Origin of the sequence: Paenibacillus sp. SAFN-054, assembly GCF_051966755.1 — a bacterium.
In the GTDB taxonomy this organism is placed as follows: domain Bacteria; phylum Bacillota; class Bacilli; order Paenibacillales; family Paenibacillaceae; genus Paenibacillus_AQ.
The window spans coordinates 512,996-533,965 of the sequence record NZ_JBQCKS010000001.1; the positions used below are offsets into that span (position 1 = coordinate 512,996).

The 20,970-nt window shown below is 49.9% G+C and carries 25 protein-coding genes and 1 pseudogene; 25 read left to right on the top strand and 1 reads right to left on the bottom strand.

Going from position 1 to position 20,970, the window contains the following annotated elements:
- Window positions 1-5: 5 nt before the first annotated feature.
- The 3 genes from ACTHPM_RS02500 to ACTHPM_RS02510 all read left to right on the top strand — a co-directional run bounded on the left by ACTHPM_RS02500 (window position 6) and on the right by ACTHPM_RS02510 (window position 2,014).
- On the top strand, window positions 6-956 hold the full coding sequence (locus ACTHPM_RS02500; RefSeq protein WP_440393600.1) for a helix-turn-helix transcriptional regulator: 951 nt from the start codon (window positions 6-8) through the stop codon (window positions 954-956).
- A 35-nt stretch (window positions 957-991) separates the two neighbouring features.
- A complete protein-coding gene (locus ACTHPM_RS02505) occupies window positions 992-1,537 on the top strand; it encodes a GrpB family protein (protein WP_440393601.1) in 546 nt (181 codons plus the stop codon).
- Window positions 1,538-1,600: 63 nt separating this feature from the next.
- Complete coding sequence (locus ACTHPM_RS02510) at window positions 1,601-2,014, top strand: DUF6508 domain-containing protein (protein ID WP_440393602.1); 414 nt, start codon at window positions 1,601-1,603, stop codon at window positions 2,012-2,014.
- Window positions 2,015-2,067: 53 nt separating this feature from the next.
- On the opposite strand, the gene ACTHPM_RS02515 is transcribed toward ACTHPM_RS02510, so the two are convergent.
- Window positions 2,068-2,598: an SMI1/KNR4 family protein gene (locus tag ACTHPM_RS02515; RefSeq protein WP_440393603.1), complete on the bottom strand. Its 531-nt coding sequence runs from the start codon at window positions 2,596-2,598 to the stop codon at window positions 2,068-2,070.
- Window positions 2,599-2,759: 161 nt separating this feature from the next.
- Between ACTHPM_RS02515 and ACTHPM_RS02520 the strand changes: the two genes are divergently transcribed.
- The 22 genes and pseudogenes from ACTHPM_RS02520 (at window position 2,760) to ACTHPM_RS02625 (ending at window position 20,815) form a co-directional block, all read left to right on the top strand.
- Window positions 2,760-3,233, top strand: a complete 474-nt coding sequence (locus tag ACTHPM_RS02520; protein ID WP_440393604.1) for a hypothetical protein — start codon at window positions 2,760-2,762, stop codon at window positions 3,231-3,233.
- A 55-nt stretch (window positions 3,234-3,288) separates the two neighbouring features.
- Window positions 3,289-3,723 (top strand): GNAT family N-acetyltransferase, encoded by a 435-nt coding sequence (locus tag ACTHPM_RS02525; protein WP_440393605.1) that lies wholly within the window; start codon window positions 3,289-3,291, stop codon window positions 3,721-3,723.
- Between the two features lie 52 nt (window positions 3,724-3,775).
- On the top strand, window positions 3,776-4,267 hold the full coding sequence (locus tag ACTHPM_RS02530; protein ID WP_440393606.1) for a hypothetical protein: 492 nt from the start codon (window positions 3,776-3,778) through the stop codon (window positions 4,265-4,267).
- 271 nt (window positions 4,268-4,538) lie between these two features.
- On the top strand, window positions 4,539-5,564 hold the full coding sequence (locus ACTHPM_RS02535; RefSeq protein ID WP_440393607.1) for a LacI family DNA-binding transcriptional regulator: 1,026 nt from the start codon (window positions 4,539-4,541) through the stop codon (window positions 5,562-5,564).
- Between the two features lie 365 nt (window positions 5,565-5,929).
- Window positions 5,930-6,904, top strand: a complete 975-nt coding sequence (locus tag ACTHPM_RS02540; RefSeq protein WP_440421418.1) for a serine hydrolase domain-containing protein — start codon at window positions 5,930-5,932, stop codon at window positions 6,902-6,904.
- 303 nt (window positions 6,905-7,207) lie between these two features.
- A complete protein-coding gene (locus ACTHPM_RS02545; protein ID WP_440393610.1) occupies window positions 7,208-7,462 on the top strand; it encodes a DUF2164 domain-containing protein in 255 nt (84 codons plus the stop codon).
- A 52-nt stretch (window positions 7,463-7,514) separates the two neighbouring features.
- Window positions 7,515-7,973, top strand: a complete 459-nt coding sequence (locus ACTHPM_RS02550) for a VanZ family protein (protein WP_440393611.1) — start codon at window positions 7,515-7,517, stop codon at window positions 7,971-7,973.
- On the top strand, window positions 7,970-8,710 hold the full coding sequence (locus tag ACTHPM_RS02555) for a class I SAM-dependent DNA methyltransferase (protein WP_440393612.1): 741 nt from the start codon (window positions 7,970-7,972) through the stop codon (window positions 8,708-8,710). The genes ACTHPM_RS02550 and ACTHPM_RS02555 overlap by 4 nt, the downstream gene beginning before the upstream one ends.
- Before the next feature lie 36 nt (window positions 8,711-8,746).
- Complete coding sequence (locus ACTHPM_RS02560; protein ID WP_440421420.1) at window positions 8,747-9,103, top strand: YrdB family protein; 357 nt, start codon at window positions 8,747-8,749, stop codon at window positions 9,101-9,103.
- Window positions 9,104-9,340: 237 nt separating this feature from the next.
- A complete protein-coding gene (locus ACTHPM_RS02565) occupies window positions 9,341-9,817 on the top strand; it encodes a GNAT family N-acetyltransferase (protein WP_440393613.1) in 477 nt (158 codons plus the stop codon).
- Between the two features lie 224 nt (window positions 9,818-10,041).
- Window positions 10,042-10,605, top strand: coding sequence for a nucleotidyltransferase domain-containing protein (locus ACTHPM_RS02570; protein WP_440393614.1), 564 nt, complete (start codon window positions 10,042-10,044; stop codon window positions 10,603-10,605).
- A gap of 57 nt (window positions 10,606-10,662) precedes the next feature.
- The gene (locus ACTHPM_RS02575) at window positions 10,663-11,058 is read left to right on the top strand and encodes a VOC family protein (RefSeq protein WP_440393615.1); all 396 of its coding nucleotides are present in this window, start codon (window positions 10,663-10,665) and stop codon (window positions 11,056-11,058) included.
- Between the two features lie 37 nt (window positions 11,059-11,095).
- Window positions 11,096-11,623 carry a GNAT family N-acetyltransferase gene (locus ACTHPM_RS02580; RefSeq protein WP_440393616.1) on the top strand — a complete coding sequence of 176 codons (528 nt, stop codon included), beginning with the start codon at window positions 11,096-11,098 and terminating at the stop codon, window positions 11,621-11,623.
- Window positions 11,620-12,195 (top strand): GNAT family N-acetyltransferase, encoded by a 576-nt coding sequence (locus ACTHPM_RS02585; protein WP_440393617.1) that lies wholly within the window; start codon window positions 11,620-11,622, stop codon window positions 12,193-12,195. The genes ACTHPM_RS02580 and ACTHPM_RS02585 overlap by 4 nt, the downstream gene beginning before the upstream one ends.
- Before the next feature lie 10 nt (window positions 12,196-12,205).
- Window positions 12,206-12,730, top strand: coding sequence for a GNAT family N-acetyltransferase (locus tag ACTHPM_RS02590; RefSeq protein WP_440393618.1), 525 nt, complete (start codon window positions 12,206-12,208; stop codon window positions 12,728-12,730).
- A 26-nt stretch (window positions 12,731-12,756) separates the two neighbouring features.
- Window positions 12,757-13,041 (top strand): annotated as a pseudogene (locus ACTHPM_RS02595) (antibiotic biosynthesis monooxygenase family protein); the annotation flags it as partial.
- 250 nt (window positions 13,042-13,291) lie between these two features.
- Window positions 13,292-13,648 (top strand): hypothetical protein, encoded by a 357-nt coding sequence (locus tag ACTHPM_RS02600; protein WP_440393619.1) that lies wholly within the window; start codon window positions 13,292-13,294, stop codon window positions 13,646-13,648.
- A gap of 36 nt (window positions 13,649-13,684) precedes the next feature.
- A complete protein-coding gene (locus tag ACTHPM_RS02605) occupies window positions 13,685-14,299 on the top strand; it encodes an HAD family hydrolase (RefSeq protein ID WP_440421422.1) in 615 nt (204 codons plus the stop codon).
- Window positions 14,296-14,781: a hypothetical protein gene (locus ACTHPM_RS02610; protein WP_440393621.1), complete on the top strand. Its 486-nt coding sequence runs from the start codon at window positions 14,296-14,298 to the stop codon at window positions 14,779-14,781. Before ACTHPM_RS02605 ends, ACTHPM_RS02610 begins: the two co-directional genes overlap by 4 nt.
- A 14-nt stretch (window positions 14,782-14,795) precedes the next feature.
- A complete protein-coding gene (locus ACTHPM_RS02615; protein WP_440393622.1) occupies window positions 14,796-15,314 on the top strand; it encodes a DUF6886 family protein in 519 nt (172 codons plus the stop codon).
- Window positions 15,315-15,338: 24 nt separating this feature from the next.
- Window positions 15,339-16,346 carry a C45 family autoproteolytic acyltransferase/hydolase gene (locus tag ACTHPM_RS02620; RefSeq protein ID WP_440393623.1) on the top strand — a complete coding sequence of 336 codons (1,008 nt, stop codon included), beginning with the start codon at window positions 15,339-15,341 and terminating at the stop codon, window positions 16,344-16,346.
- A 380-nt stretch (window positions 16,347-16,726) separates the two neighbouring features.
- The gene (locus tag ACTHPM_RS02625) at window positions 16,727-20,815 is read left to right on the top strand and encodes a glycosyl hydrolase family 8 (protein WP_440393624.1); all 4,089 of its coding nucleotides are present in this window, start codon (window positions 16,727-16,729) and stop codon (window positions 20,813-20,815) included.
- The last annotated feature ends 155 nt before the right edge of the window (window positions 20,816-20,970 follow it).

A 20,970-nucleotide genomic window follows, 5' to 3' on the forward strand; every position in this document is an offset into this window, starting at 1 on the left:
AACGTATGTCCAAATCCAAAAGGTTAATGGAGCTCATGATGGCAGTGAACCGAAAGCGAAAGTTTACGGTGAAGGAGCTTGCACAGGAGTTTGGGGTATCGTCGCGTACGATGCTCAGGGATCTGCAGGAGCTTAGCGAGCTGGGCGTTCCACTGTATTCAGAGGTTGGCCCCCATGGAGGATATCAGGTGCTGAGAGAGCGGGTGCTGCCTCCCATTGCTTTTACGGAGGAAGAAGCGGTTTCCGTCTTTTTTGCTGTTCATGCGCTCCGGCATTATTCGTCGCTGCCCTTTGCGGCAGAATCCTCCGCAGCCTTAAGGAAGTTCTATCACTACATGCCCGAGGACACCCGGGGGCGCATCGATCAAATGAAGAATCGTGTTGACTTCGTAATGGCTGTCAGGGATATTCCGGCTCCGCATCTTGCCGATTTGCTTGAAGCGGCCATTCGCCAAATCGTGCTGAAGATCGATTACCATTCCCGAACTGAGCGAACGCAAAGAGAGATCCAACCCATCGGTATTTTCACGAGAAACGGCCTATGGTACTGTTTGGCATATGCTCTTGAAAAAGAGGAAACACGCGTGTTCCGGTGTGACAGAATACATGCGGTGAATGCTTCGGATACGATTCCCTTGGATCTCCGGCATATTCATCTTGCCAATCGCGAAGAGCACGGGATGAACAGCGATGATAAGGTACGAGTGTATGCCGAGTTAACCCGCGCAGGCGTGATGACCTGTGAGACAGATCCGTGGCCGTTCTTGGCTCTTCATACCCGGGAGGATGGAAGCGGCTGGCTGGAAGGGAATATGTCGAGAAATGACTTGATGTTTTATGCCAGGTTTTTTATCGGATTGGGAATGGATGCCACCGTCAAAGAACCGGAAGAGCTGTTAAGCTGCATCCAAAGCAGCCTTACCGAACTGATGGCCAAATATAGCAGCAACAACTGAAAATCATCCCCGGATGCGGCGGAGAGGACATGCCAATGAACGAGGAACTGATCGTGATGCCTTATCAGCCCGGCTGGGCTAATGAATTCTATGAGATCGCAAGCCGATTACGCGGTGCACTACAGGATATTGCCCTGCGGATCGATCATATCGGATCGACGGCTGTGGAGGGGCTGGCTGCCAAACCGGTAATCGATATTCAAATTTCGGTCCGCAATTTGGAACCGGTTAGTGTCTACCAATCCCAAATGGAAGGTCTGGGATATATCTATAGAGCGGATAATACGGAAAGAACCAAGCGTTATTTTCGGGAAAGCGGATCGATGCGCCGAACGCATATCCATATCCGCGAAGCCGGGAGCTTCTCAGAGCAATTTGCTTTATTGTTCAGGGATTATCTGCGGACTCATGCGGCTGATGCACAACAATATGCTGAGTTAAAATATCATCTGGCGGACTTGTACCGTTATGACCGTGAGCGGTATGTTACAGAGAAAGAGCCGCTGATATGGGAAATCATGCGCAGTGCAAGCCGCTGGAGTCAAGACACAGGATGGAGACCCGGACAGTCGGACCTGTAGGATGTTGAGGAATATAACAAACGATATGGAATCAGGTAGAAAACGGAGGGAAGGGGATATGACATGTCAAATGACTTAAGCATTTCTGATATCAACAAATTACTGCATTATATGGATTACTTCTCGGGACCGCCAGATACGTTGTACCGGGAAGTCAACGGCTATCGCTGCGAAGCAGATACGATGCTTGCCTTCCGCCGAGCGCTCGATGAGACGGGTTTCCCGATCGTATTTGATTGGAGCCAATGGATTCGTGATCATGAAATGTATCAAAATATCAACATGGACATCGAGGAGCAGATCATGCATGCGGATCTGTACACCCTTCGTAAGCTGATGACCAGTTATATCCGCGGGGATCGTTTTAACGAGGGGCTGTTCCTGGCCGCAGCGACCGGCGGTAAAATCAAGCAAATGCTGATACGTCTTCAGGAACTGACAGAAGGAGGGACGGATGGATCCACCCCTTTTCGTTAGGATCGTCGATCCCTGTAAAATCAAAAAACGGTGATATTCATCACCGCCTTGAATCAATCTTCTTTCTCGTCTTCTTCCTGCAGGCATATTTCTATAAAATCGTACAGATTATTGGCTTCAACGGAGCGGTTGCCCCAGTCATGCCAAGCATATAATACCTGCCCGTAAACGCCGTCTTCCGCGGGATCGGTATCCAGGCATAAATAGTCTCCGGCACCGTTCTCCGCAATGGGAATCCATCTGGGGTTCCACAGCAGAGGCTTAATCCCGGTCCCGATATCCATTTCCATATGTTCCGGATTGAATTCTTCCTGCAAGAAGGTCCAGTTGTCCAGTATGGCGGAGGCGGGCGTCAGGGTGAGATTGCGGACAAAGCCGTCGGAACCAGCGGTCCAGTTCTGGCCGTTATGTACTTTATAGAACTCTTTCATTTCTACGGGCAGCTTGGTGCCCAGCTTGTCTTCCAGTGCCGATAATTCTTCATCTGACGCCCCGGGCAGCAGGTTCAAAGCTTGTTCATAACCCGCCGTATGCGCTGCTCCCTTATCGATGATGCGCTGCCAGAGCCATTCTGCTTTGTTCATTAGGCTACCTCTCTTTCTCTTCCCCTATCATACCCAATATGGTTGAAAGATGCATTAAAGTCTTGAAAATCAAGAATGCGATCGGCGCGACTTCAGCCTGTTGCCTTACGTATATAGAGAGAGGTTCCTTCGAAAATCATAAAATGTATGGAGACACAAATATGAAGCTAATGCCTGAATACGCCCAAAATATTATCGTGTGCGTTGTTTTCCAAAACACATGGAAATGGTATATCACGGAGCGGGAATATTGGTTCCTGAACGTCGAAATGGAAGACCGTTTTGGCATCGAAGTACTGGATGAATCGACTGCGGCGCGCTTTTTACATCAGATACAGGATTTAGAGGTGCCTGTCAGCGAACTGGCCAATATGCTCACGGAGCTTGAAGCAGTGTTCCAAAGCTATGATGATGTCCTGGAATTCATTCCGGCGATGTACGTCAATTTTGACGATAAGGTATTATACTCGTTATTTCCGGAGCCGATGTCCTTCGAGCATTACGTTCCCGCAGGATGGACTGGCGAGTATCTGGATTTTTTGAATATCCTGCCTGCAGACCAGCAGTACTGGATGATTCAAGGAACCAACTTTTTTGAGAACATGTATGCGAGATGGAAGCCCTCCGGCTCATGAATCCGGAACGCACGGACATGGCTTGAACACTCCAATGGCATAGAGAGGGGATATGATGATTCACATTAAACCGATTATAGAACAAGATCTTCCGGCGCTAAGCCGTCTTTACGAGGAATTAATGGGCATGCCGACGGACGAAGAACGGATGACAGAAGTCTTTCAGTCTGCGAAAAAGCTTGGCAGCTACCACATCCTGGGCGCCTTTCACGAAGGGGAATTGGCTGGATCCGTTATGGGCATTATCTGCTTGGATTTGGTGGGCCGTTGCAAGCCATTTATGGTTATCGAGAACGTGATCGTATCCGACCGGATCCGCAGACAGGGCATCGGGAAGAAGCTGATGGCCGAAATCGAACGAATCGCAATCGAAAAGGACTGCGCCTACATGATTTTGGTATCCGGAGAGAAACGCAAAGAGGCACATGTTTTTTACGAGAAGCTGGGCTTCAGGGATGAGCAGGTCGAAGGTTACCGCAAGCATTTATAAATGGGCGTAATTCCGTCAATCTTTTATCCTACATTACATAAGGGGATTAACAATGAACACACTCACTTTATATCGCTTTAATGGCACAGAGCAGTACCGCCTTTCCGAAGCATCAGCTTACGCAGCTCTGGTAGGCGAAGGGCAAGAGCGCAGCGTCATGCTCTGGTTTGAAACCGAGACGGACACGGAACCTGTGGTGCGTTTACCGGATCCGGATGAAATATATAACAACCCGAGCGCTGAAGTGACCGTATACATGGATGTCCTGAATCTGAATGAGCCCGGCGTACGGGAATTCAGCTTTGAGTCGGGTTACAACAAAGACGGAAGCAGCCTGGATGCAAGACTTTATTATTTTGAGCATCAAGAGGTATGTCACAATCAGGTTCGGTTGGAATACAAGGGAGAAGGCATATTTCATGTCTGGTGGAGCGGAACGACGATGGACGTAAATTATTATGATGGCAGCAAGCCGGATACCCGCATCGAAGTGGAAGGCGAATTCTTTTTCGCCGAATATAAGACATGGCAGGCTGAAACGTGATGAGTGAAGAATGCGAAGCATTGGAATTCATAGAACCGTGGGAAGCGGAAGGATTGGACCGATTGCTGCATGATGCCCGATCTTAGGGCGTATGCCGACGACTAAGATGGAATCATAGAAGAGAAAGGGCCCGCCGATGACGGCAGGGTCTTTTTGTCGTCTTAACACAAACTTTTCGTTCCTTTGACGCAGCGAAAACACTCATTGTCTAAGATGAAATCAGAATGGAACGGAAACGTTTTTGGATAGTATTCTAAAGGAGCGATGCATGATGACCAACATTAAAGATATAGCCAAATATTTAGGCATATCCGTTTCGACCGTTTCACGGGCTTTGAATCATTATCCGGACGTGAGTCCGATCACCAAGATCCAAGTCATGGATGCTGTCCAGCATTTAAATTATCGGCCGAATGCCGTTGCCAAGGGCTTGATTCAGAAAAAGACGTTTACGGTTGGGCTCATGCTCCCCGATATTTCGGAGCCGATATGCTCGCAGCTCGCCGCTTCCGTGGAAAGAACGTTCTTGGATCAAGGTTATCAGGTGGTGTACAGCAGTATGTATGGGGAACCGGACAGAGAAAAGCAGTTTATCCTGAATGCGATGTCCCGGCAGTTCGACGGTCTGATCGTAAGCCCCGATGTTCTGGACGATGAAATGATATCGCTGCTATCGGATGTGCGGATCCCGATTGTTTTCCTCCGGCGAAGAACGCCTGAGGGGCTGCCATATCCATATATTGATATAGACCATTATCACGCAGCCTCGGCAGCGGTGAGACATTTGATTCTACGGGGTCACCGGCATATCGGAATGATCCATTGGCCCGCAGGTTCGTTGGCAGAGTCCGAACGGGAGCGAGGATATCTGGATGCGATGTCGGCTTACGGGCTAATGCCCGAGACGATAGGGGAGTTAGGGGGAAATACCCGTGAACAGGGAAGGGCAGCGATGGAGGAGCTTTACCGCCGATGCCCGGACCTGACGGCTGTGTTGGCCGGTAATGACATGCTGGGCCTCGGCGCACTGGAATGGCTGCATCAGCATCAGATCCATGTCCCGGGGCGGATTTCCGTCATCGGATTTGATCATTTGGCTTGGGCAGCTCTTCCCTGGCTTCAATTAACCACCATGGAGCAGCCGACTGCGGACTTGGGAAGAAGGAGCGCACTAACCCTGCTCCGAATGATGAGGGATCCCAAATTACTGCCGGTCTCGGAGCTTATGGAAGCGAAGCTGGTGGAGCGCGGCTCGGTGCTTAACCTGAATGTCGTTCCAGCCCAACCATTGAATTGATGAGAGCCTTGAACAAAAGGTATAAGAACATCCTTGGTGACAAAGGGTGTTTTTTGGCGTGAAGGAATCTTGGGGAATATCCCCTACAGCATATACAAAAAGCATAATATATGGAATAATCCGGGTAGGTATTCGGGAGGAAAGAAGACGGATGGAAACCAAGGATTCTTGGTACCGGCTGTTTGCTTTAAACGAATGGGGATTCAAAATCCTCGGCATGTTGATTATACTTGTTATTGTAATCGGTATCATTGCGATGCTTAAAAGATTAATCCGATCCAAGCCGGACCAACCCGGCATCTATCATTCATACAATCTTAGAGAAAGCGGTGACCGTAGTGAAAGGAATCGAACGAATTCATCAATTGATCGAAAGCTGGGTGGAGGCCGGGAAAATCCCCGGCGCAGTGATCGGCATTCAGGCAGGCCATCGGCACAAATGGCAGGCGGCTTACGGAAGCGCCTCGCTCGATACGATTTTTGATGCCGCGTCCTTAACGAAAGTCGTGGTTACGCTGCCGGCTATCATGCAGCTCGTCCAAACCGGTAGACTGTCTCTGCAGGATTCCATTCAGCAATATATTCCGGAGTTTCGTCACTCCGAAGTCACCATCGAGCACTGCCTTAGACATGTATCGGGCTTGCCCTCGGTCCTGCCGGATTTCCGGGAGCGCTACAGCCCGATCGACATTCAGCAAATCTTTGCCCTGGAGCTTGAATTCAGCCCAGGTGAGCGCGTCCAGTACAGTGACATCGGGATGGTCCTTGTCGGATGGATTGTTTCGAGGTTGACACAGCAATCTTTGGATGAATTCGCGCATGAATCTATTTTTCAGCCGCTTGGCATGACGGATAGTTATTTTAACCCGCCTGCCGCGCTGCGTGAGCGGATTGCTCCCACCGAGTGGGATGGCGAGAAGTATCTGCTTGGCGAGGTGCATGATGAGACTTGCTATCGTCTTGGCGGTGTGGCGGGCAGCGCCGGTCTATTCACTACGGTGGAGGACCTTGCCAAGTATGCGAAGGCGTGGCTGGACCCCGAAGGCAATCCCTTGTTAAGCAAATCCATCATGGATGCCTGCACCCATTCCGTGTACAATGGGCGCGGGATTGGCTGGCAGGTGCAGGAGGGTCCGGAATCAATGCTATCCTGCGGTCCCCACTGGCCGATCGGCAGCTTTGGGCATACTGGCTACACGGGAACGAGCCTGTGGATTGACCCGGTACATGATCTGAGTGTCGTCTTTTTGACGAATGCGGTGCACTTGGGAAGAGACAATGAAATGCGCGAGATGCGTCCGATTTTGCATGAGACGGTTAGAGCCGTTTTCGCGAAATAGGGGAGGCACAAAGATGGGAATCGACGAATTGATCTCCGTGGGTCCATATCATGAACAGTGGACCAACAATTAGATGAATCGCGACTACTTGCGAGCTCATCCCGAAGAAGCACAGAAGGATGCGGAGCATTAAGCAGAAGAACGTGCAAAAGGGAGTTACCATATTGCTTGCCTATTCCGTTGCGAAGGCTGCATTTATGCAGAACTTATTGGAGCGGGCCAAAGAGTACAACAGACGATGATGAGGCCCTGATGTATGGATTGTGTTGTAAGAAATATTCAGAACACCTAGGAGGTATGGCAATGTTGTCCATCAAACTGCCGAAAGAACAAAAGGAAGAAATAGTCCGAAGCGTGCAGACTTATTTTGAGGAAGAGCGATCCGAAAGCATCGGACAGCTGGCCGCGGAACAGTTGATCGATTTAATGATCGGCGAGCTTGGACCCTACATATACAACAAGGCGATCGAGGATACGAGAATGATGATTACCGGAAAAATGGCTCAGATCGATGATGAACTCTACGCACTTGAAAAACCGCTTCGGAATCGCAGGTAGATCGATTGGCCAGGATTGCGGGTCAAGACGGTAGCGGAAGGGGTGATGGCATTTGCGCGAGCATCATTCGGTAATTGTGAAGGTTCTGGCCTGGGCATGCCTGATCGGATACGGCGCGTGTTTGTTGTTCTGGATGTTCCGCGGTTTCGGCCGGACCATGCATACGGAATACAGGTATAACCTGATCCCCCTGCATACCATTCTCGGGTATATGGCGAATGCGAATTCACATAACATGAAAACGACGGTCATCAATTTGGCCGGAAATATCGGTGTTTTTGTGCCATTCGGGGTACTGATTCCGATTCTATTCGATGGATTGAAAAGATTCGGCCGTTTTATTGGGTGGTTTACCGCATCCGTGATCGTCTTGGAGCTCCTGCAAACGTTTCTCAGAGTGGGAACCGGGGACGTGGATGACGTGATTTTAAATGGGATCGGCGCTTCTTGCGGCTATGTGCTATACAGAAGATTCGCGCCCGAACATCGGAATGGGGGAGGCGTACGATGAAACCAAGAGGCTCGGATTTTTATGATGATCCATCTATCTTTCGTTCTTATCAGGACAGAAGGAGCTGGAATGAAAATGCCAACGATACGATCGAAAAGCCGATTATTATGCAGCTGCTCGGGGATGTAGCCGGTAAGCGGGTGCTGGACCTGGGCTGCGGGGAAGCCGTGATCGGTAATGAACTTCTCGCGGCGGGGGCGGCATGGTACGCAGGAATCGACGGCTCGGCGAATATGATCGAGGCGGCAAGGCAAAGGCTTAACGGCACGGACACGGAAATTATACATACATCCCTTGAGGATTGGGAGGCTCCGACCGCTCAGTATGACATCGTGCTCTCCAGGCTGGTGCTGCATTATATTGAGGACATCGAAGCGGTGTTCAACAAAGTTAACCAAGCGCTGGTTGGCGGGGGAAGTTTTATTTTCTCGGTCGAGCATCCTGTCATCACATCCTCTTACGGGCTGCCGAGGGGGGAGGGCGCGAAGAAGGACTGGACCGTTGACAACTACTTTCATACGGGTGCCCGTAATCAGGAATGGCTTGGCGGCAGGGTAGTCAAATATCACCGCACGCTTGAGGACATCTATTCGTCTCTTCTAACATCGGGCTTTCGGATCATGAGCCTAAAAGAATCCAAACCAGAAGAAGGAAACTTCCTGAACCGGGAGACCTACCTGCGGCGAATGAGAATCCCTCTGTTTTTGCTGATGAAAGCCGAGAAACCGCTTGAATAACTGACTCGTTAACCTCAGTACCCATTGAAAGTGAGCGTGATTGCGACGATAAAAGGATCCAATCTTTTGCTGCGGTTTATTCTCGAGCTTGTCCTGCTGTTTGCTTTAAGCTACTGGGGATTTCATGTTCCTTCCGGCTTGTTAGTGCAGATTCTGCTCGGAATAGGCCTGCCGCTGCTTGCGGCAATCGTGTGGGGAATATACATATCGCCCAAAGCTCCGGTCAAGCTGCCTCTTCCCGCGGTGCTGCTCATAGAGGCGTTATTATTTGCTGCAGCCACCATGTGCCTGATCCTTTCGGGCTTCGCAATCTTTGCCGTCATCTTCGCCTGCGCGGCAGCGATCAATCGGTTTATCATTTTGAGATGGAAGCACCAGGATTTCAATATATAGCGGGTCGTGTAAACAAAAAGATCGATCCCCTCTAAAGAAAATACAGATGAAATGTTGCTGAACGCCTGTAAAAAAGCAAAATTCACGACTGTAATTGAGATTAGAAATGAAGTATTTTATAAATATGTCTTACTTCACGATCGGGGCAGGTTAGTGAAAAGATCTATAATTCTAATTCTTGGTTTTGTTTAAAAATATGAGCTAATATCATAGTATGAGTTTATGGAGGAATAACAAATGAATAATACGGATTCTTTAGAGTTAGTACACTTCTCGAATGAGCATATGGATATTTTAGATTCTTTTGAACTTCCTAAAGAGCAAGCTCAATTCACATCGTTGCCAAGCAACTATAAAGAAGTAGTGGAAGGTCAGCATCGAATTATTATACTTAATGATAGGGAACCCGTTGGATTCTTCTTATTACACACAACTGACAGGGTGAAAGATTATTCCGACAACCCACAGGCTATGTTACTAACAGCATTATCAATTAATCAAGTTAAACAAGGAAAAGGTTATGCTAAGAAAGCTATGTTATTACTAAGCAAATTTGTTGCTGATGAATTCCCTGACTGTAATGAAGTTGTTTTAGCTGTTAATCACAAAAATATAGCTGCTCAAAAACTGTATCAAAAAGTTGGATTCCGAGATACAGGACTTAGAAAAATAGGTATAATTGGTGAGCAGTACATCATGAATTTAATGATATAAAATACATATTAAATAGTTCAGTTTCAACTAACGGAAGCATTTGTTCAATGGAGACAGCCAAAAAAAGAGCTGTCTCTATTTTATTAAGGTATTAGCAACAGTCTTTACGAACAAAGCCTTTTTTTATTGCAATCGTGCAGAAGACAAGCGATATATCCTACACAGGTTCCTTGATGTTGGCATTAAAGGTATAATCAAGAAAATGGAAGGGGATTAAGAACTGCATGAACTTGCGTAAACATATGAACCCGGCCGCTAACCCGGCCGCGATAACGGATACTCAGACGCAGGAGCAGCTGGATATACTTCTTGAATTGAACCGGATCTTTACGCGCATCGAAGGGCAATTTTGGCTTCGTGGCGGATGGGCTATCGATTTTTTGCTGGGGGAAATCACGAGACCGCATGAAGATCTGGACCTTGTCACTTGGATCGATCAACGGGAGGCGCTTGAAAAGTCACTGCTGGATGCAGGCTACGAGCGATTTCCGGTCAGCGGCAGGCAGACGGATTTCAAGAAGGGAAACGTCGATATCCAGTTCCTTTATTTGACGCATTCGGAGGATGGACATTTGATTCCTAACGGCCTTCCGGAATGGGTGTGGCGTCCCGACGCTTTGCAGTCCGAACGGCATCATCTCGGCGGCATGGAAATCCGTGTTCTGAGTCCGGAGCAGTTACTGGAAGAGAAGGAAGTCTATGAGCAGATCGGAAGAACGCCTCGTCCGAAAGATCTGAACAGCAAAGAGATATTGAAGAGAATCATAGAACGTCGGCAGGTGAAATGAAAATCATGCAACAAGGATCATTCAACAAATCAATAGGCTAAGGGGAGGGGGAGCTTTATGGCAGAAGGGCGTATTTTAGGCATTGCGTACAATGTGATTCCCGTTCAAGACGTGGAGCAGGCGGCAGCTTGGTATGTGAAGCATTTCGGCTTCAATATCCGGCATCGCAGGGATGGCTATTTGAGTTTGTTTCGTGATAACCGGCCGATTTTGGATTTGATCCAAAGCGACCATGACTCGCGCGCCACCTTTGAAGTGAATCATCGCAAACGGTGGGTGATCACCTTGTTTACCGATCATATGGAATCCCTGCATGCTTACTTGGCATCGGAACAGGTGAAGGTAGGGAATATCGCCGATGAAGGTCAATACGGCAAGTTTTTTGTTCTTGAGGACCCTGACGGTAATCTGTTCGATGTGTGGGAGCATCATGACTGCGAACTTATCTATTAAACCTGGTTGGATTTATAGCAATGGGGGAGGGGTTTCGGTGATCATTCGTTTATGCGGGCAGGAAGATCAGCACATGATTTACGAGATTATCAATGATGCAGCTCAGGCTTACAAGGGTACGATTCCGGAAGATCGATATCATGAGCCCTATATGACGGCAGAAGAGCTGAGAAATGAAATGGAAGACGGCGTCGTATTTTGGGGAATGGAGATCGAAGGTCGACTCGTCGGCGTCATGGGGATACAGGACAAGGGCGACGTGTCCCTGATCAGGCATGCCTATGTCAGAACGATGCAGCGTAGTGGCGGGATCGGAACGAAACTGCTGGATCATCTGATCTCGCTCACGGATCGGCCTGTTCTGATCGGAACCTGGAGTGCGGCGGATTGGGCGATACGGTTTTACGAGAAAAATGGCTTTCGCCGCGTAACCACCGCGGAAAAAGAAGAGCTTCTTCGGCAGTACTGGAACGTTCCTGAACGCCAGATCGAGACGTCCGTCGTTTTGTGCGATAGCAGATGGACTGCTCGCAGCGAATCCAACGAAACGAGTGTCGGCACATGACCTTTCCTCAATTATTCGAACATCCGCCTGTATTCGAGACACCCCGTTTAATATTGCGTCGATTGCATATGGAGGATGCAGAAGATTACTTTGCCATGGCTTCCAATCCGCTGGTATCCAAGCATACGGTTTGGGATACTCACCAATCTGTTCAGGATTCCATTGCGTATTTGTCTATGCTTCAGAAGAAAATGGATTCGAATCAGTGCTTCCACTGGGGAATGATTGATAAGGAGAGCCATAGATGGATCGGTAGGGTCGGGTGGATACATCTGGAGCCTTTTCACGGACTTGCCGAGGTCGGATTTGCACTTCATTGCGGCTGGTGGGGGCAGGGAATCATGTCGGAAGCGGCAGGTGCCGTGATCAGGTACGGATTTGAGGATTTGGATTTAAACCGGATTGAGGGACGATGCAACGTCGGCAATGGGGGTTCGGAACGTGTGCTTCAGAAGCTGGGCATGTCTTTTGAAGGCATTTTGCGGAAACAGCTGAGAATCAAAGGGTATCATACGGATCAAAAAATGTATGCAATTCTCAAAAGTGACTTTCAGAATCAACAGGAAGCTTAGGTGATGAGCTATGTCTACAACGCGCATTCGAACAGAAACACCAGCAGACTATGATCAGGTTGCCGCCATGCTTTTTCATGCTTTTGGAAACCGGGCGGATGAAGCCGAACTGGTGAGAAGAATTCGGGAAACAGAAGGCTTTGTACCTGAACTGTCCGTTGTTGCGGAACAGGATGGGGTCGTTGTCGGACACCTTTTATTAAGCAAAGCATGGATTGTGAACGGTAAATCCCGCCAGGATGTACTCGTGCTCGCACCGCTCGCCGTCAGTCCAGACTGCCAACAGCAGGGCATCGGCAAGCTATTAATGCGAGAGGGCTTGAAAAGGTGTCAGAAATCCGGCTATGCACTGGTCTTATTAATAGGCCATCCGGAATATTATCCTAAATTCGGGTTTACACCCGCCCGTGCCTATGGATTGGAGCTGAAGCAATTCGATGTGCCGGACGATGTCTTCATGGTATGCGAGCTGCAGGAAGGAGCGCTGGGCCGGATAACAGGCGAGTTGGTTTATCCGCAAGTCTTTGTCGAATAAGCAAGTCTACAAGGAGGACCGAAAAAATGATACTTGAAGCTGCCATGTTACAAGTGAAGCCGGGCATGAAAGCGGATTTTGAAAAGAGCTTTGTTCGGGCATCTGCAATCATCTCCCGCATGAAGGGCTATATCCAGCATGAATTGCAAAGGTGCTTGGAGGAAGAAGGGAAATATATTCTGCTGGTGAAATGGGAGACGCTTGAAGATCATACGATCGGGTTCAGGGGCTCGGACGAGTACCAGGAATGGAAGGCGCTTTTGCATCATTATTATGATCCATTTCCGACCGTGGAGCATTTTGAGACGGTATATGAAAATAAAGGGAATGAAATAAGCCTTCGGAATAGGCGTTTTGACGATGCTTATGAACCGAGAAGGCGCAGCAATTCCGGAAGGTTTGTCGCTGTGTTCTTCGTTGTTGTGCTTGTCCTGCTTGCTCTCATCGGGGTAATTCAGTTTGTGTCTGCTGGCTGATGCCTATCTGTCATTGGGGATATGGAAGCTATGCTTCTCGGAGGTAGAAGCCAAGCCAATACTATAGAACCGAGGGTGATCAAGCATGAAACGGTCTTTATTTAAAAAAATTCATAGTGAGGGAAACGCAGGGACATGGCGAACCAAGTCTAGTGCTGGCTTTTCGTATGCACTCATCTTATTCGGATACCTCTTTAGTGTGAATATGACACGGGAGTTTTGCTTAGGTGACCAAATCATTGAATCCATGGGGCTGGCAGCATGGAGCAGCAAAACAGGACTTCATGTATCCGTTTTTTATGGAGTCGGCTTTATGATTTGGGGCTGGCTGCTGGCAAGATGGACGATGAAACAGCATCATCCGCAGCTCTTTAAATCCATTCCTTATGTCATCCTTTTCCTTTTACTGGCGGGCCCCTTGATATTTCGTATGGCTTTTTAAAGCAGAAGTAATTCGCGAAATGTGAGGTTTACAGAAATGAAAAGCAGGAAAACACAATTGGTTTTGGATGCGGCCGGGGTTCTGATCGGAAATCTTACGCCCCTATTTTGGGAGGCTGTTGCTGTCCGCTCAAAGATCGATGCAAGAGGTATAAAGCATCGTTTCAAGCTGGAAATGAGACAGGAACTATGGACGGGGCAGGCCCGGGAAGAAGATTTTTGGGTTTGGATGGAGAACTCATTTCCCGGTTCGGACAGAAACGAACTGCTGCCGGTACTGCAAAGAGCTATACAACCGCTGCCTGCATGGTACCGTCTGGAGGATTGGAGCCAAGTGACAGACCTTCATCTGCTGAGCAATCATCGCTGGGAGTGGCTTGCTCCCATGCTGGAGCCGATGGAACCCTTTATACGGAGCGTTACGATTTCCAGTCGAACGGGATATTGCAAACCCGACCCGGCTATCTTTCGAATCGTAGAAACATACTTTCCTTCGGGAGCACAAGTCATCTATGTGGATGATCAGAATAAGAATTTAGAAGCAGCGCGCAGCATGGGATGGGAAACGATACTAGCCGATTCCGGGCAGCACTGGCTTAACTCAATCGAAGAATTATGCACTGCTAAACAGAAAACATCGGAGGATTCATGACTAATCAGAGAGTTCGGATGGACAAATACCTGATTCGTAAAATCATCGCCGCATTGCTGTCTGCCGTCGTATTTTGTGGTTTCCTGGCAGCTTACTATTGGATTTCTCGTCCGTCGTCGGCATCCGCTCCGAGCACGTACTCGTATCGCTTCAGGGAATTGTTTGTGATTTATATGATGTATGCGGTGCCTGTCTATCTCGTATTTGGTACGGGAGTATCGATGCTGGTGGACGTGTGGCGCAGCCGGTGGATTCGGAGACATGAAGGCCGGAGACTTGGTCTTGCCGTTGCCGTGCTGCTGCATGCAGCAGCAGGCGCGCTTTTATTTATACTGTTCATTGGCTATGCTGACACGGGTTCTGTGTCAGGGCTAGGTCTGGTAACGATACTGAGGTCGGGGCTTTTCGGTGCCGCTGCCGCTGTGATTTACTGGGCGCTGGATGCATTGCTGGCGGCCTTTTTTCGAACAAGAAGGCGTTAGCCCAAGGAGGCAGTATGAAGTTATATCATTTCAGTGAAGAGGCGGATATAGAAGTGTTTCATCCGCGGGTCAAAGCCAACCGCACCGATATGCCACCCGTCGTATGGGCGATCGACGAGATGCATGCGTTCACGTTTTTCGCCCCGAGAAATTGTCCGCGCATCGTGTATGCCAGGCATGAAGGACTGCATGAGGATGACGAAAAGCGGTTTTTCGGCCATACGTCCTCCAAAACGGTGATCGTCTTTGAGAATCGCTGGTACAACCGTATCCTTGTAACAACCTTGTTCCGTTATGAGCTTCCACCCGAAACCTTTGAGCTTTTTGATGCAACGGCTGGATATTTTATTTCCAGGGAAATGGTAAAACCTGTCGAAAAAACAGAGATTAGCGACCCTCTTTCGAGGTTGATGCGCATGGGCATTGATGTGCGATTTACGCCTGATCTGTACCCGCTGCGGGATGCCGTTCTGAACTCGTCGCTAACCCAGTTTGGCATTCACCGGTTTGAACATGCGTTACCGATACTTTGAGATCTAATGTCAAGGAGGGCTATGATGGAGCAAAATTGGCGTGAAGAGAAAGCCGCTGATTACCAGGTGTATACAGCCGAAGGCAGTCATGAAGAGATTGGCCGAAGCACGGCTTTGCGCGGGAAGTTCGCGATTCACCCGCAAGAGGAATGGAATGCCGAACAGAAGGCGTATGCTTTGAAATGCCGGGATGTCGTACAGGACATCTATCCCGAAATCATTGAAGAATTTGAGGGCTACGCCAAGGCACTCGACCTATCGGAAGAACAGTGCTTATGGCATTTCACCTTGGGCGTGCAGGGCGGCTGCAGCGCGATTGCGCTGCGGACGGGGGAAGGCATGATGGTGGGACGCAATTATGATTATTATTACTTTGAGAATCGCCGTCATCTGATTCATACCAAGCCAAACAAAGGATTATCCCACATCGGTATGCATGAAGGCTTGATCGGCGGGCGTTTCGACGGGCTGAATGAGAAAGGATTGTTCGTCAGTTTTAACGGGGCGGGACCCCATCCCGATCCGGCACCGCCGGGGATGGCTTTCCATCTCATCGTCCGTTACTTGCTGGAAACCTGCAGCAGCGCGGTGGAGGCGCTTGAGAAGCTGATGAAGCTGCCGGTCAAAGAGCCGAAAAGTTATTTGCTGGCGGACTCGAATACCGCGTTTGCGGCGGAAATCCACATCGACCGCAGGGAGCACAGAGAGATGACGGATGAGGATATCCTTGTGGTCACCAACCATTTTGTGCATCCCGAAATGCGTCCGTACCAGCCGGAGTGGCCGAATTCCGCGAGCCGATACCGGAGGCTGAGCGAGCAAGGGAGGGGGTTATTAACCGCAGCGAACCCGTCAGTGCAAGCCCTGCAATCGTTAATGGCCGATCATGAAGCTCCCGTTTGCGGACATACGGAAGGCTTGGCGACATTCTGGTCCTGTACGGCATTGCCGGGAAAGCGTCAAATTCAATACAGTCTTGGAGCCCCGTGCCGAAACGAGTATACCTCCCCATTGGATATGAGCTTAGCTTGATTGCTCCTTGGACAGCGGCATAAAGCCGCTGTTTTTGCTGTTTCTCCAAAATAACAACAATAAACGTAGAAAAGTTCCGTAATTGAAACGGATATATCGAGAAACGAATGAAATCTTGAGCTATATTAAGCAGTAACGGGACCTGAGTGTCCCAATCGGAAAGGAGCGTGGCTGCTATATAGATGGAGGGATTTTGCCGGTCCGAAAGTTAAAGCGCTTTAACTATTGCCAGGGGAAGGGGTAAAACGATGAGGACGAGGAATAAAAGCAGGACCCTATGGAACAAAGCGGCCTTACTTACCGTAGCTATAGCGCTGCTCGCATGGCCATTCCACCAGAATGTTGATGCGAGCGATGTTGGCAGTGCTTCAAAGGAACCCTTGAACAAGAAAGCCGTAATGCTGGCCGAGTGGAAATTCAAGGATCAGGGGAAACAGGGGATGCACCCGGCAACGGGGGGAGTATATCAACCTGCGTCCACCCTGCAGCAGGCCGGAGGCACATTTGAGAATTATGATGAAGAGTCGCAAGATATCAGCTATCAGGGATGGGATGAGGCGAAGACGCCGAAATACTGGCTGGCGACGCTCTCTACTGCAGGCTACGGCAGCATCAAGCTTTCTTCCGAACAGAGCTCATCCGGTTCCGGGCCGAGCGAATTCAGGCTGCAGATCAGCACGGACTTGACGAATTGGTCCAATGTGCCGAATGGAACTGTAAAGATTCCCACCGTATCAAGCTACGATTGCCCGAAACAATCCTGTATGCTGAAGAACATCTCCCTGCCTCAAGCCGGCGACAAGGAAATTCTATATATTCGCTGGCTGGTCCAAGCCAACAAGGCAGTGGATAGGAAGGAGAATCCGTCCGGCATTGGCGGAGGCGGCTCCAGCCGGATTCGTAACATCGTGGTAACAGGCGAGCCTTTAACGGGAAAGGCGCCCGTGCAGCCGACGCTGGATGTCACCCGTTCTCCTCTCCATCAGGCTGAGAATGTGCCTGCTGCCGATCCGCTGTCCGTTCGGTTCAGCAAAGAGGTGACGTTATCGGATGAAAATGCGATCCGGGTCACGGACGAACAAGGACACCCGGCGGCAGGCTTCCATGCAGAAATTGTGCAAGGGCATACCCTGCAAATTCAGCATGATCCGTTCGGATACAGCAAGCAATATAAGGTTTCTATCGGCAAATCGGCCATCCAAGGAAAGGACGGGGTTCCGCTTGCCCGCAGCGTATCCTGGAGCTTTGCTGTTCAGGATTCGCCCACGATGCCAAAGCTGATGAATATGACGTTTCATGGAGATCCGCGAACGAGCCTTTCTTTTGCCTGGTATACGGAGTCCAAGACCGGAACGAAAGTTCAGGTGATTGAAGCGACCCGCGTGAAGGGAGATAATTTTCCGGAGAAATCAGCCCATGAATATTACGGCACGGCCGATGAGGTTGCAACCTTCATGGATGGAAAAGACAGAGAAACCGGCCATAAAAGCAAGTTCTACAGCCACAAGGTAACGGCAGATCAGCTGAAACCGGGCACGACGTATAAGTTCCGCGCCGGAGATGGAACGGAGTGGAGTCCGGTAGGCTCTTTCACCACGGATTCCGAAACGCCGCAGCCCTATCACTTTATCGTAGGCTCGGACTCCCAGGCTTCGAATCAGGCCGAATTCGAACCTTGGGCGGATACGTTCCGCAAAGCAATCAAGCACATTGGCAGCCCTAAATTCCTCATCAACGCAGGCGATCTGGTCGATAACGGCGATCTGGAGCAGCAATGGCAGTGGCTGCTGGGCACCGCGAAGGATTCGCTGCTGAACGTGCCTTTCGTCCCTGTGCTCGGCGGCCATGAGGTCAACGACTGGGATGGGGATGAAACCACGCCGAATAACAACTTCTACAATCATTTCAATCTTCCGCGTAACGTTGTGAAAGCGACCCATGACGGCTCTGTGTATTCCTTCGAATACGGCGACGCCTTATTCATGGTTTTCAATTCGGAGTTTGACGGGAAGCTGAAGGCAGACGGCTCCGTCAACTGGGATGACGACAAGCACGAGCAATTCTGGAACCAAGTGGACTGGATGCGCAGTACCGTTGCCAAGAGCGACGCCAAATGGAAGTTCGTCACCTTCCATAAATCGCCGTACGCTGCCGGAGACAATTCAGCCCAGTGGGAAGATCAGCGCGTGAATTTTTACAAGGACCATCTGATTCCCGTATTTGACGAGCTTGGCATCGATATGGTGTTCGAAGCCCATGACCATATGTATATGAGATCCTTCCAGATGTACGATGACAAGATCGTTGATCCTGAGGATTTGCAAAAGGACGGGGAAGGCAACGTCATCGATCCGAAAGGGACAGTCTATCTGATGTCCAATGCGCTTGGGAATAAGTTTTATTACAAAAACAACCAGTACAAAATAGGCGCGGACGGTGAGCCGGAGGAAAAGATCGGACCGGACGGCAAACCCGTTCCCTATGACGATTATTTTGCCGCGATTGACGAGCAGCCGGAGAAGAAGATGTTCACCGATGTTTCCGTCTCGGATAAAATACTCAAATTTGATGCGATGACGGCGGCGGTAGAGGATGAAGGCAAGCCTGGCTTCACTCCAGAAGGGCTCGGCGTGTATGATCAGTACGGCATCAAACGTACGGACACGAAACCGAATCCGGTCGAACAGGCAGCAGTCGTGATGAAGGACGGGCAAGCGGTCATCTCGTGGAAAATGCCGTCGTCAGGGGAAACGGTAAGGGGATTCCGTATTTATGAAAAAGACGATAAGATCGGCCGTTACTGGAGCAAATATGTGCCGGTTGAACCGAACAAGGAACAGTACAGTCTCATGCTTGGCGAATTGGACCCTGCGATACAGTATCACATCGTGATCCGGGCCGTGGGAGCCCGCAACAATTCTGCCAAAGTGGAGTTAACCACGCTAAAAGGCCTTTCGGGATATGAACCGCCATCCGCGCCATCTCAACCGGAAGGTCAAGGAACGTCACCATATCGGATTCAATTGTCCTGGGATTCCCCGAGCGGACCGCCGCCTTCAGGATATCGTGTGTACCGAGACGGCAAGCTGGCGGGGACGAGTGAAGGCACCGCCTACGAAGACAACGGTCTGGAACCGGATACGGTGTATGAATACACGATTAGGGCGATCAGCGAGCATGGGGCTGAATCGCTTCCTGCGGCAGCCATCGCCGTCAAGACCCAGTCGTATCTCAGCGGAGCATTAAGACCGTTTCCGCAGCACACGGAATATGCGGCAGGATCCATTACGCCAAACCATGTGAGCAAGGTACGAATCGATATGACCGTAACGCGGCTTTATGACGAATGGAAAAAGAAGTACTTGAAATCCAATCCCTATATCAAAGCTTCCGACCCTGCTCAGTACTATGTGTGGTACGCCGATGGAGACTGGTTCGAAAAAGAGCATGATGATGCGCTGAATCTCGATTACGACGCCATCACCGTTTCGGAGGCCCATGGATACGGCATGCTGATCACGGCCTATATGGCAGGTCATGATCCGCAGGCCAAAGCATACTTCGACGGGCTATACCGATACTTCCGGGCCCATCCCAGCAGTATTAACCCGGATCTGATGGCCTGGAAGCAGGGGGATACCGGAAAGTCGATCGTAGATGTGGATGGCGTGGATTCCGCGACCGACGGCGATATGGATATTGCTTACGCGCTTCTGCTGGCGGATCGCCAGTGGGGGAGCGGCGGGAAGATCCATTATTTGGCCGAAGCCAAAAAGGTCATCCAGGCGATCATGAAGAATGACGTGAATCACGCGGAATGGACGTTAAAGCTGGCGGATTGGGCGGATGACAACGACGCCAAGTACGGCAAAGCGACTCGCCCGTCCGATTTTATGCTGCAGCATATGAAGGATTTTCAGCGGGTGACCGGAGATCCAGCATGGGGCAAGGTCGTCGATAAGACGTACGCCGTGAGCAGGGAACTGTTCACCAAGTACAGCCCGCAAGCCGGAATGCTTCCCGATTTTGCCGTGAAAAAAGGGGCCGGTTACGCCCCGGCTGAACCGGAATTCCTGGAAGGGGTGACCGACGGGAATTACAGCTACAATTCGTCACGCACGCCATGGAGAATCGGCACGGATGCTCTGATGACAGGTGATGAGAGAGCGAAGGAACAGCTGAACACGTTTACAAGATGGATCCGCATGACCGTCAATGATGACCCATCAAAGGTGCTTGCAGGCTACAAGCTCGATGGTTCGGCGCCGCTAGAGGATTACCCGGATTTAACCTTTACGGCTCCCATGATGGTCGGTGCCATGCTGGATGCCTCGAACCAAAGCTGGCTAAACCGCCTATGGGACCATAACGCCTCGATATCCACGGAGGAAGACGTTTATTTCGGGAATACGCTCCGGCTGCTCAGCATGATCGTGGTTTCAGGAAACTGGTGGTCGCCGGGTGCTTAACCCGGAAATAGCAGGTTTTTCCCGATTGACCGACCTCTTGCCAGCCTTCTGAAGCCGGATGAGCGGATGAGAAACAAAAAGACCTTGGCGCAGCCAAGGTTTTTTTGTTCTGTTTTGAAGAATATGCTTGGAATATATAGAGTAAGAGTCCTAAG

What these genes read in the sequence shown, in the direction of transcription:
- ACTHPM_RS02500 (WP_440393600.1), top strand. Translation starts at nt 6, where the DNA reads ATGTCCAAATCCAAAAGGTTAATGGAGCTCATGATGGCAGTGAACCGA.
- ACTHPM_RS02505 (WP_440393601.1), top strand. Translation starts at nt 992, where the DNA reads ATGAACGAGGAACTGATCGTGATGCCTTATCAGCCCGGCTGGGCTAAT.
- ACTHPM_RS02510 (WP_440393602.1), top strand. Translation starts at nt 1,601, where the DNA reads ATGTCAAATGACTTAAGCATTTCTGATATCAACAAATTACTGCATTAT.
- ACTHPM_RS02515 (WP_440393603.1), bottom strand. Translation starts at nt 2,598, where the DNA reads ATGAACAAAGCAGAATGGCTCTGGCAGCGCATCATCGATAAGGGAGCA.
- ACTHPM_RS02520 (WP_440393604.1), top strand. Translation starts at nt 2,760, where the DNA reads ATGAAGCTAATGCCTGAATACGCCCAAAATATTATCGTGTGCGTTGTT.
- ACTHPM_RS02525 (WP_440393605.1), top strand. Translation starts at nt 3,289, where the DNA reads ATGATTCACATTAAACCGATTATAGAACAAGATCTTCCGGCGCTAAGC.
- ACTHPM_RS02530 (WP_440393606.1), top strand. Translation starts at nt 3,776, where the DNA reads ATGAACACACTCACTTTATATCGCTTTAATGGCACAGAGCAGTACCGC.
- ACTHPM_RS02535 (WP_440393607.1), top strand. Translation starts at nt 4,539, where the DNA reads ATGACCAACATTAAAGATATAGCCAAATATTTAGGCATATCCGTTTCG.
- ACTHPM_RS02545 (WP_440393610.1), top strand. Translation starts at nt 7,208, where the DNA reads ATGTTGTCCATCAAACTGCCGAAAGAACAAAAGGAAGAAATAGTCCGA.
- ACTHPM_RS02555 (WP_440393612.1), top strand. Translation starts at nt 7,970, where the DNA reads ATGAAACCAAGAGGCTCGGATTTTTATGATGATCCATCTATCTTTCGT.
- ACTHPM_RS02565 (WP_440393613.1), top strand. Translation starts at nt 9,341, where the DNA reads ATGAATAATACGGATTCTTTAGAGTTAGTACACTTCTCGAATGAGCAT.
- ACTHPM_RS02570 (WP_440393614.1), top strand. Translation starts at nt 10,042, where the DNA reads ATGAACTTGCGTAAACATATGAACCCGGCCGCTAACCCGGCCGCGATA.
- ACTHPM_RS02575 (WP_440393615.1), top strand. Translation starts at nt 10,663, where the DNA reads ATGGCAGAAGGGCGTATTTTAGGCATTGCGTACAATGTGATTCCCGTT.
- ACTHPM_RS02585 (WP_440393617.1), top strand. Translation starts at nt 11,620, where the DNA reads ATGACCTTTCCTCAATTATTCGAACATCCGCCTGTATTCGAGACACCC.
- ACTHPM_RS02590 (WP_440393618.1), top strand. Translation starts at nt 12,206, where the DNA reads ATGTCTACAACGCGCATTCGAACAGAAACACCAGCAGACTATGATCAG.
- ACTHPM_RS02600 (WP_440393619.1), top strand. Translation starts at nt 13,292, where the DNA reads ATGAAACGGTCTTTATTTAAAAAAATTCATAGTGAGGGAAACGCAGGG.
- ACTHPM_RS02605 (WP_440421422.1), top strand. Translation starts at nt 13,685, where the DNA reads ATGAAAAGCAGGAAAACACAATTGGTTTTGGATGCGGCCGGGGTTCTG.
- ACTHPM_RS02610 (WP_440393621.1), top strand. Translation starts at nt 14,296, where the DNA reads ATGACTAATCAGAGAGTTCGGATGGACAAATACCTGATTCGTAAAATC.
- ACTHPM_RS02615 (WP_440393622.1), top strand. Translation starts at nt 14,796, where the DNA reads ATGAAGTTATATCATTTCAGTGAAGAGGCGGATATAGAAGTGTTTCAT.
- ACTHPM_RS02620 (WP_440393623.1), top strand. Translation starts at nt 15,339, where the DNA reads ATGGAGCAAAATTGGCGTGAAGAGAAAGCCGCTGATTACCAGGTGTAT.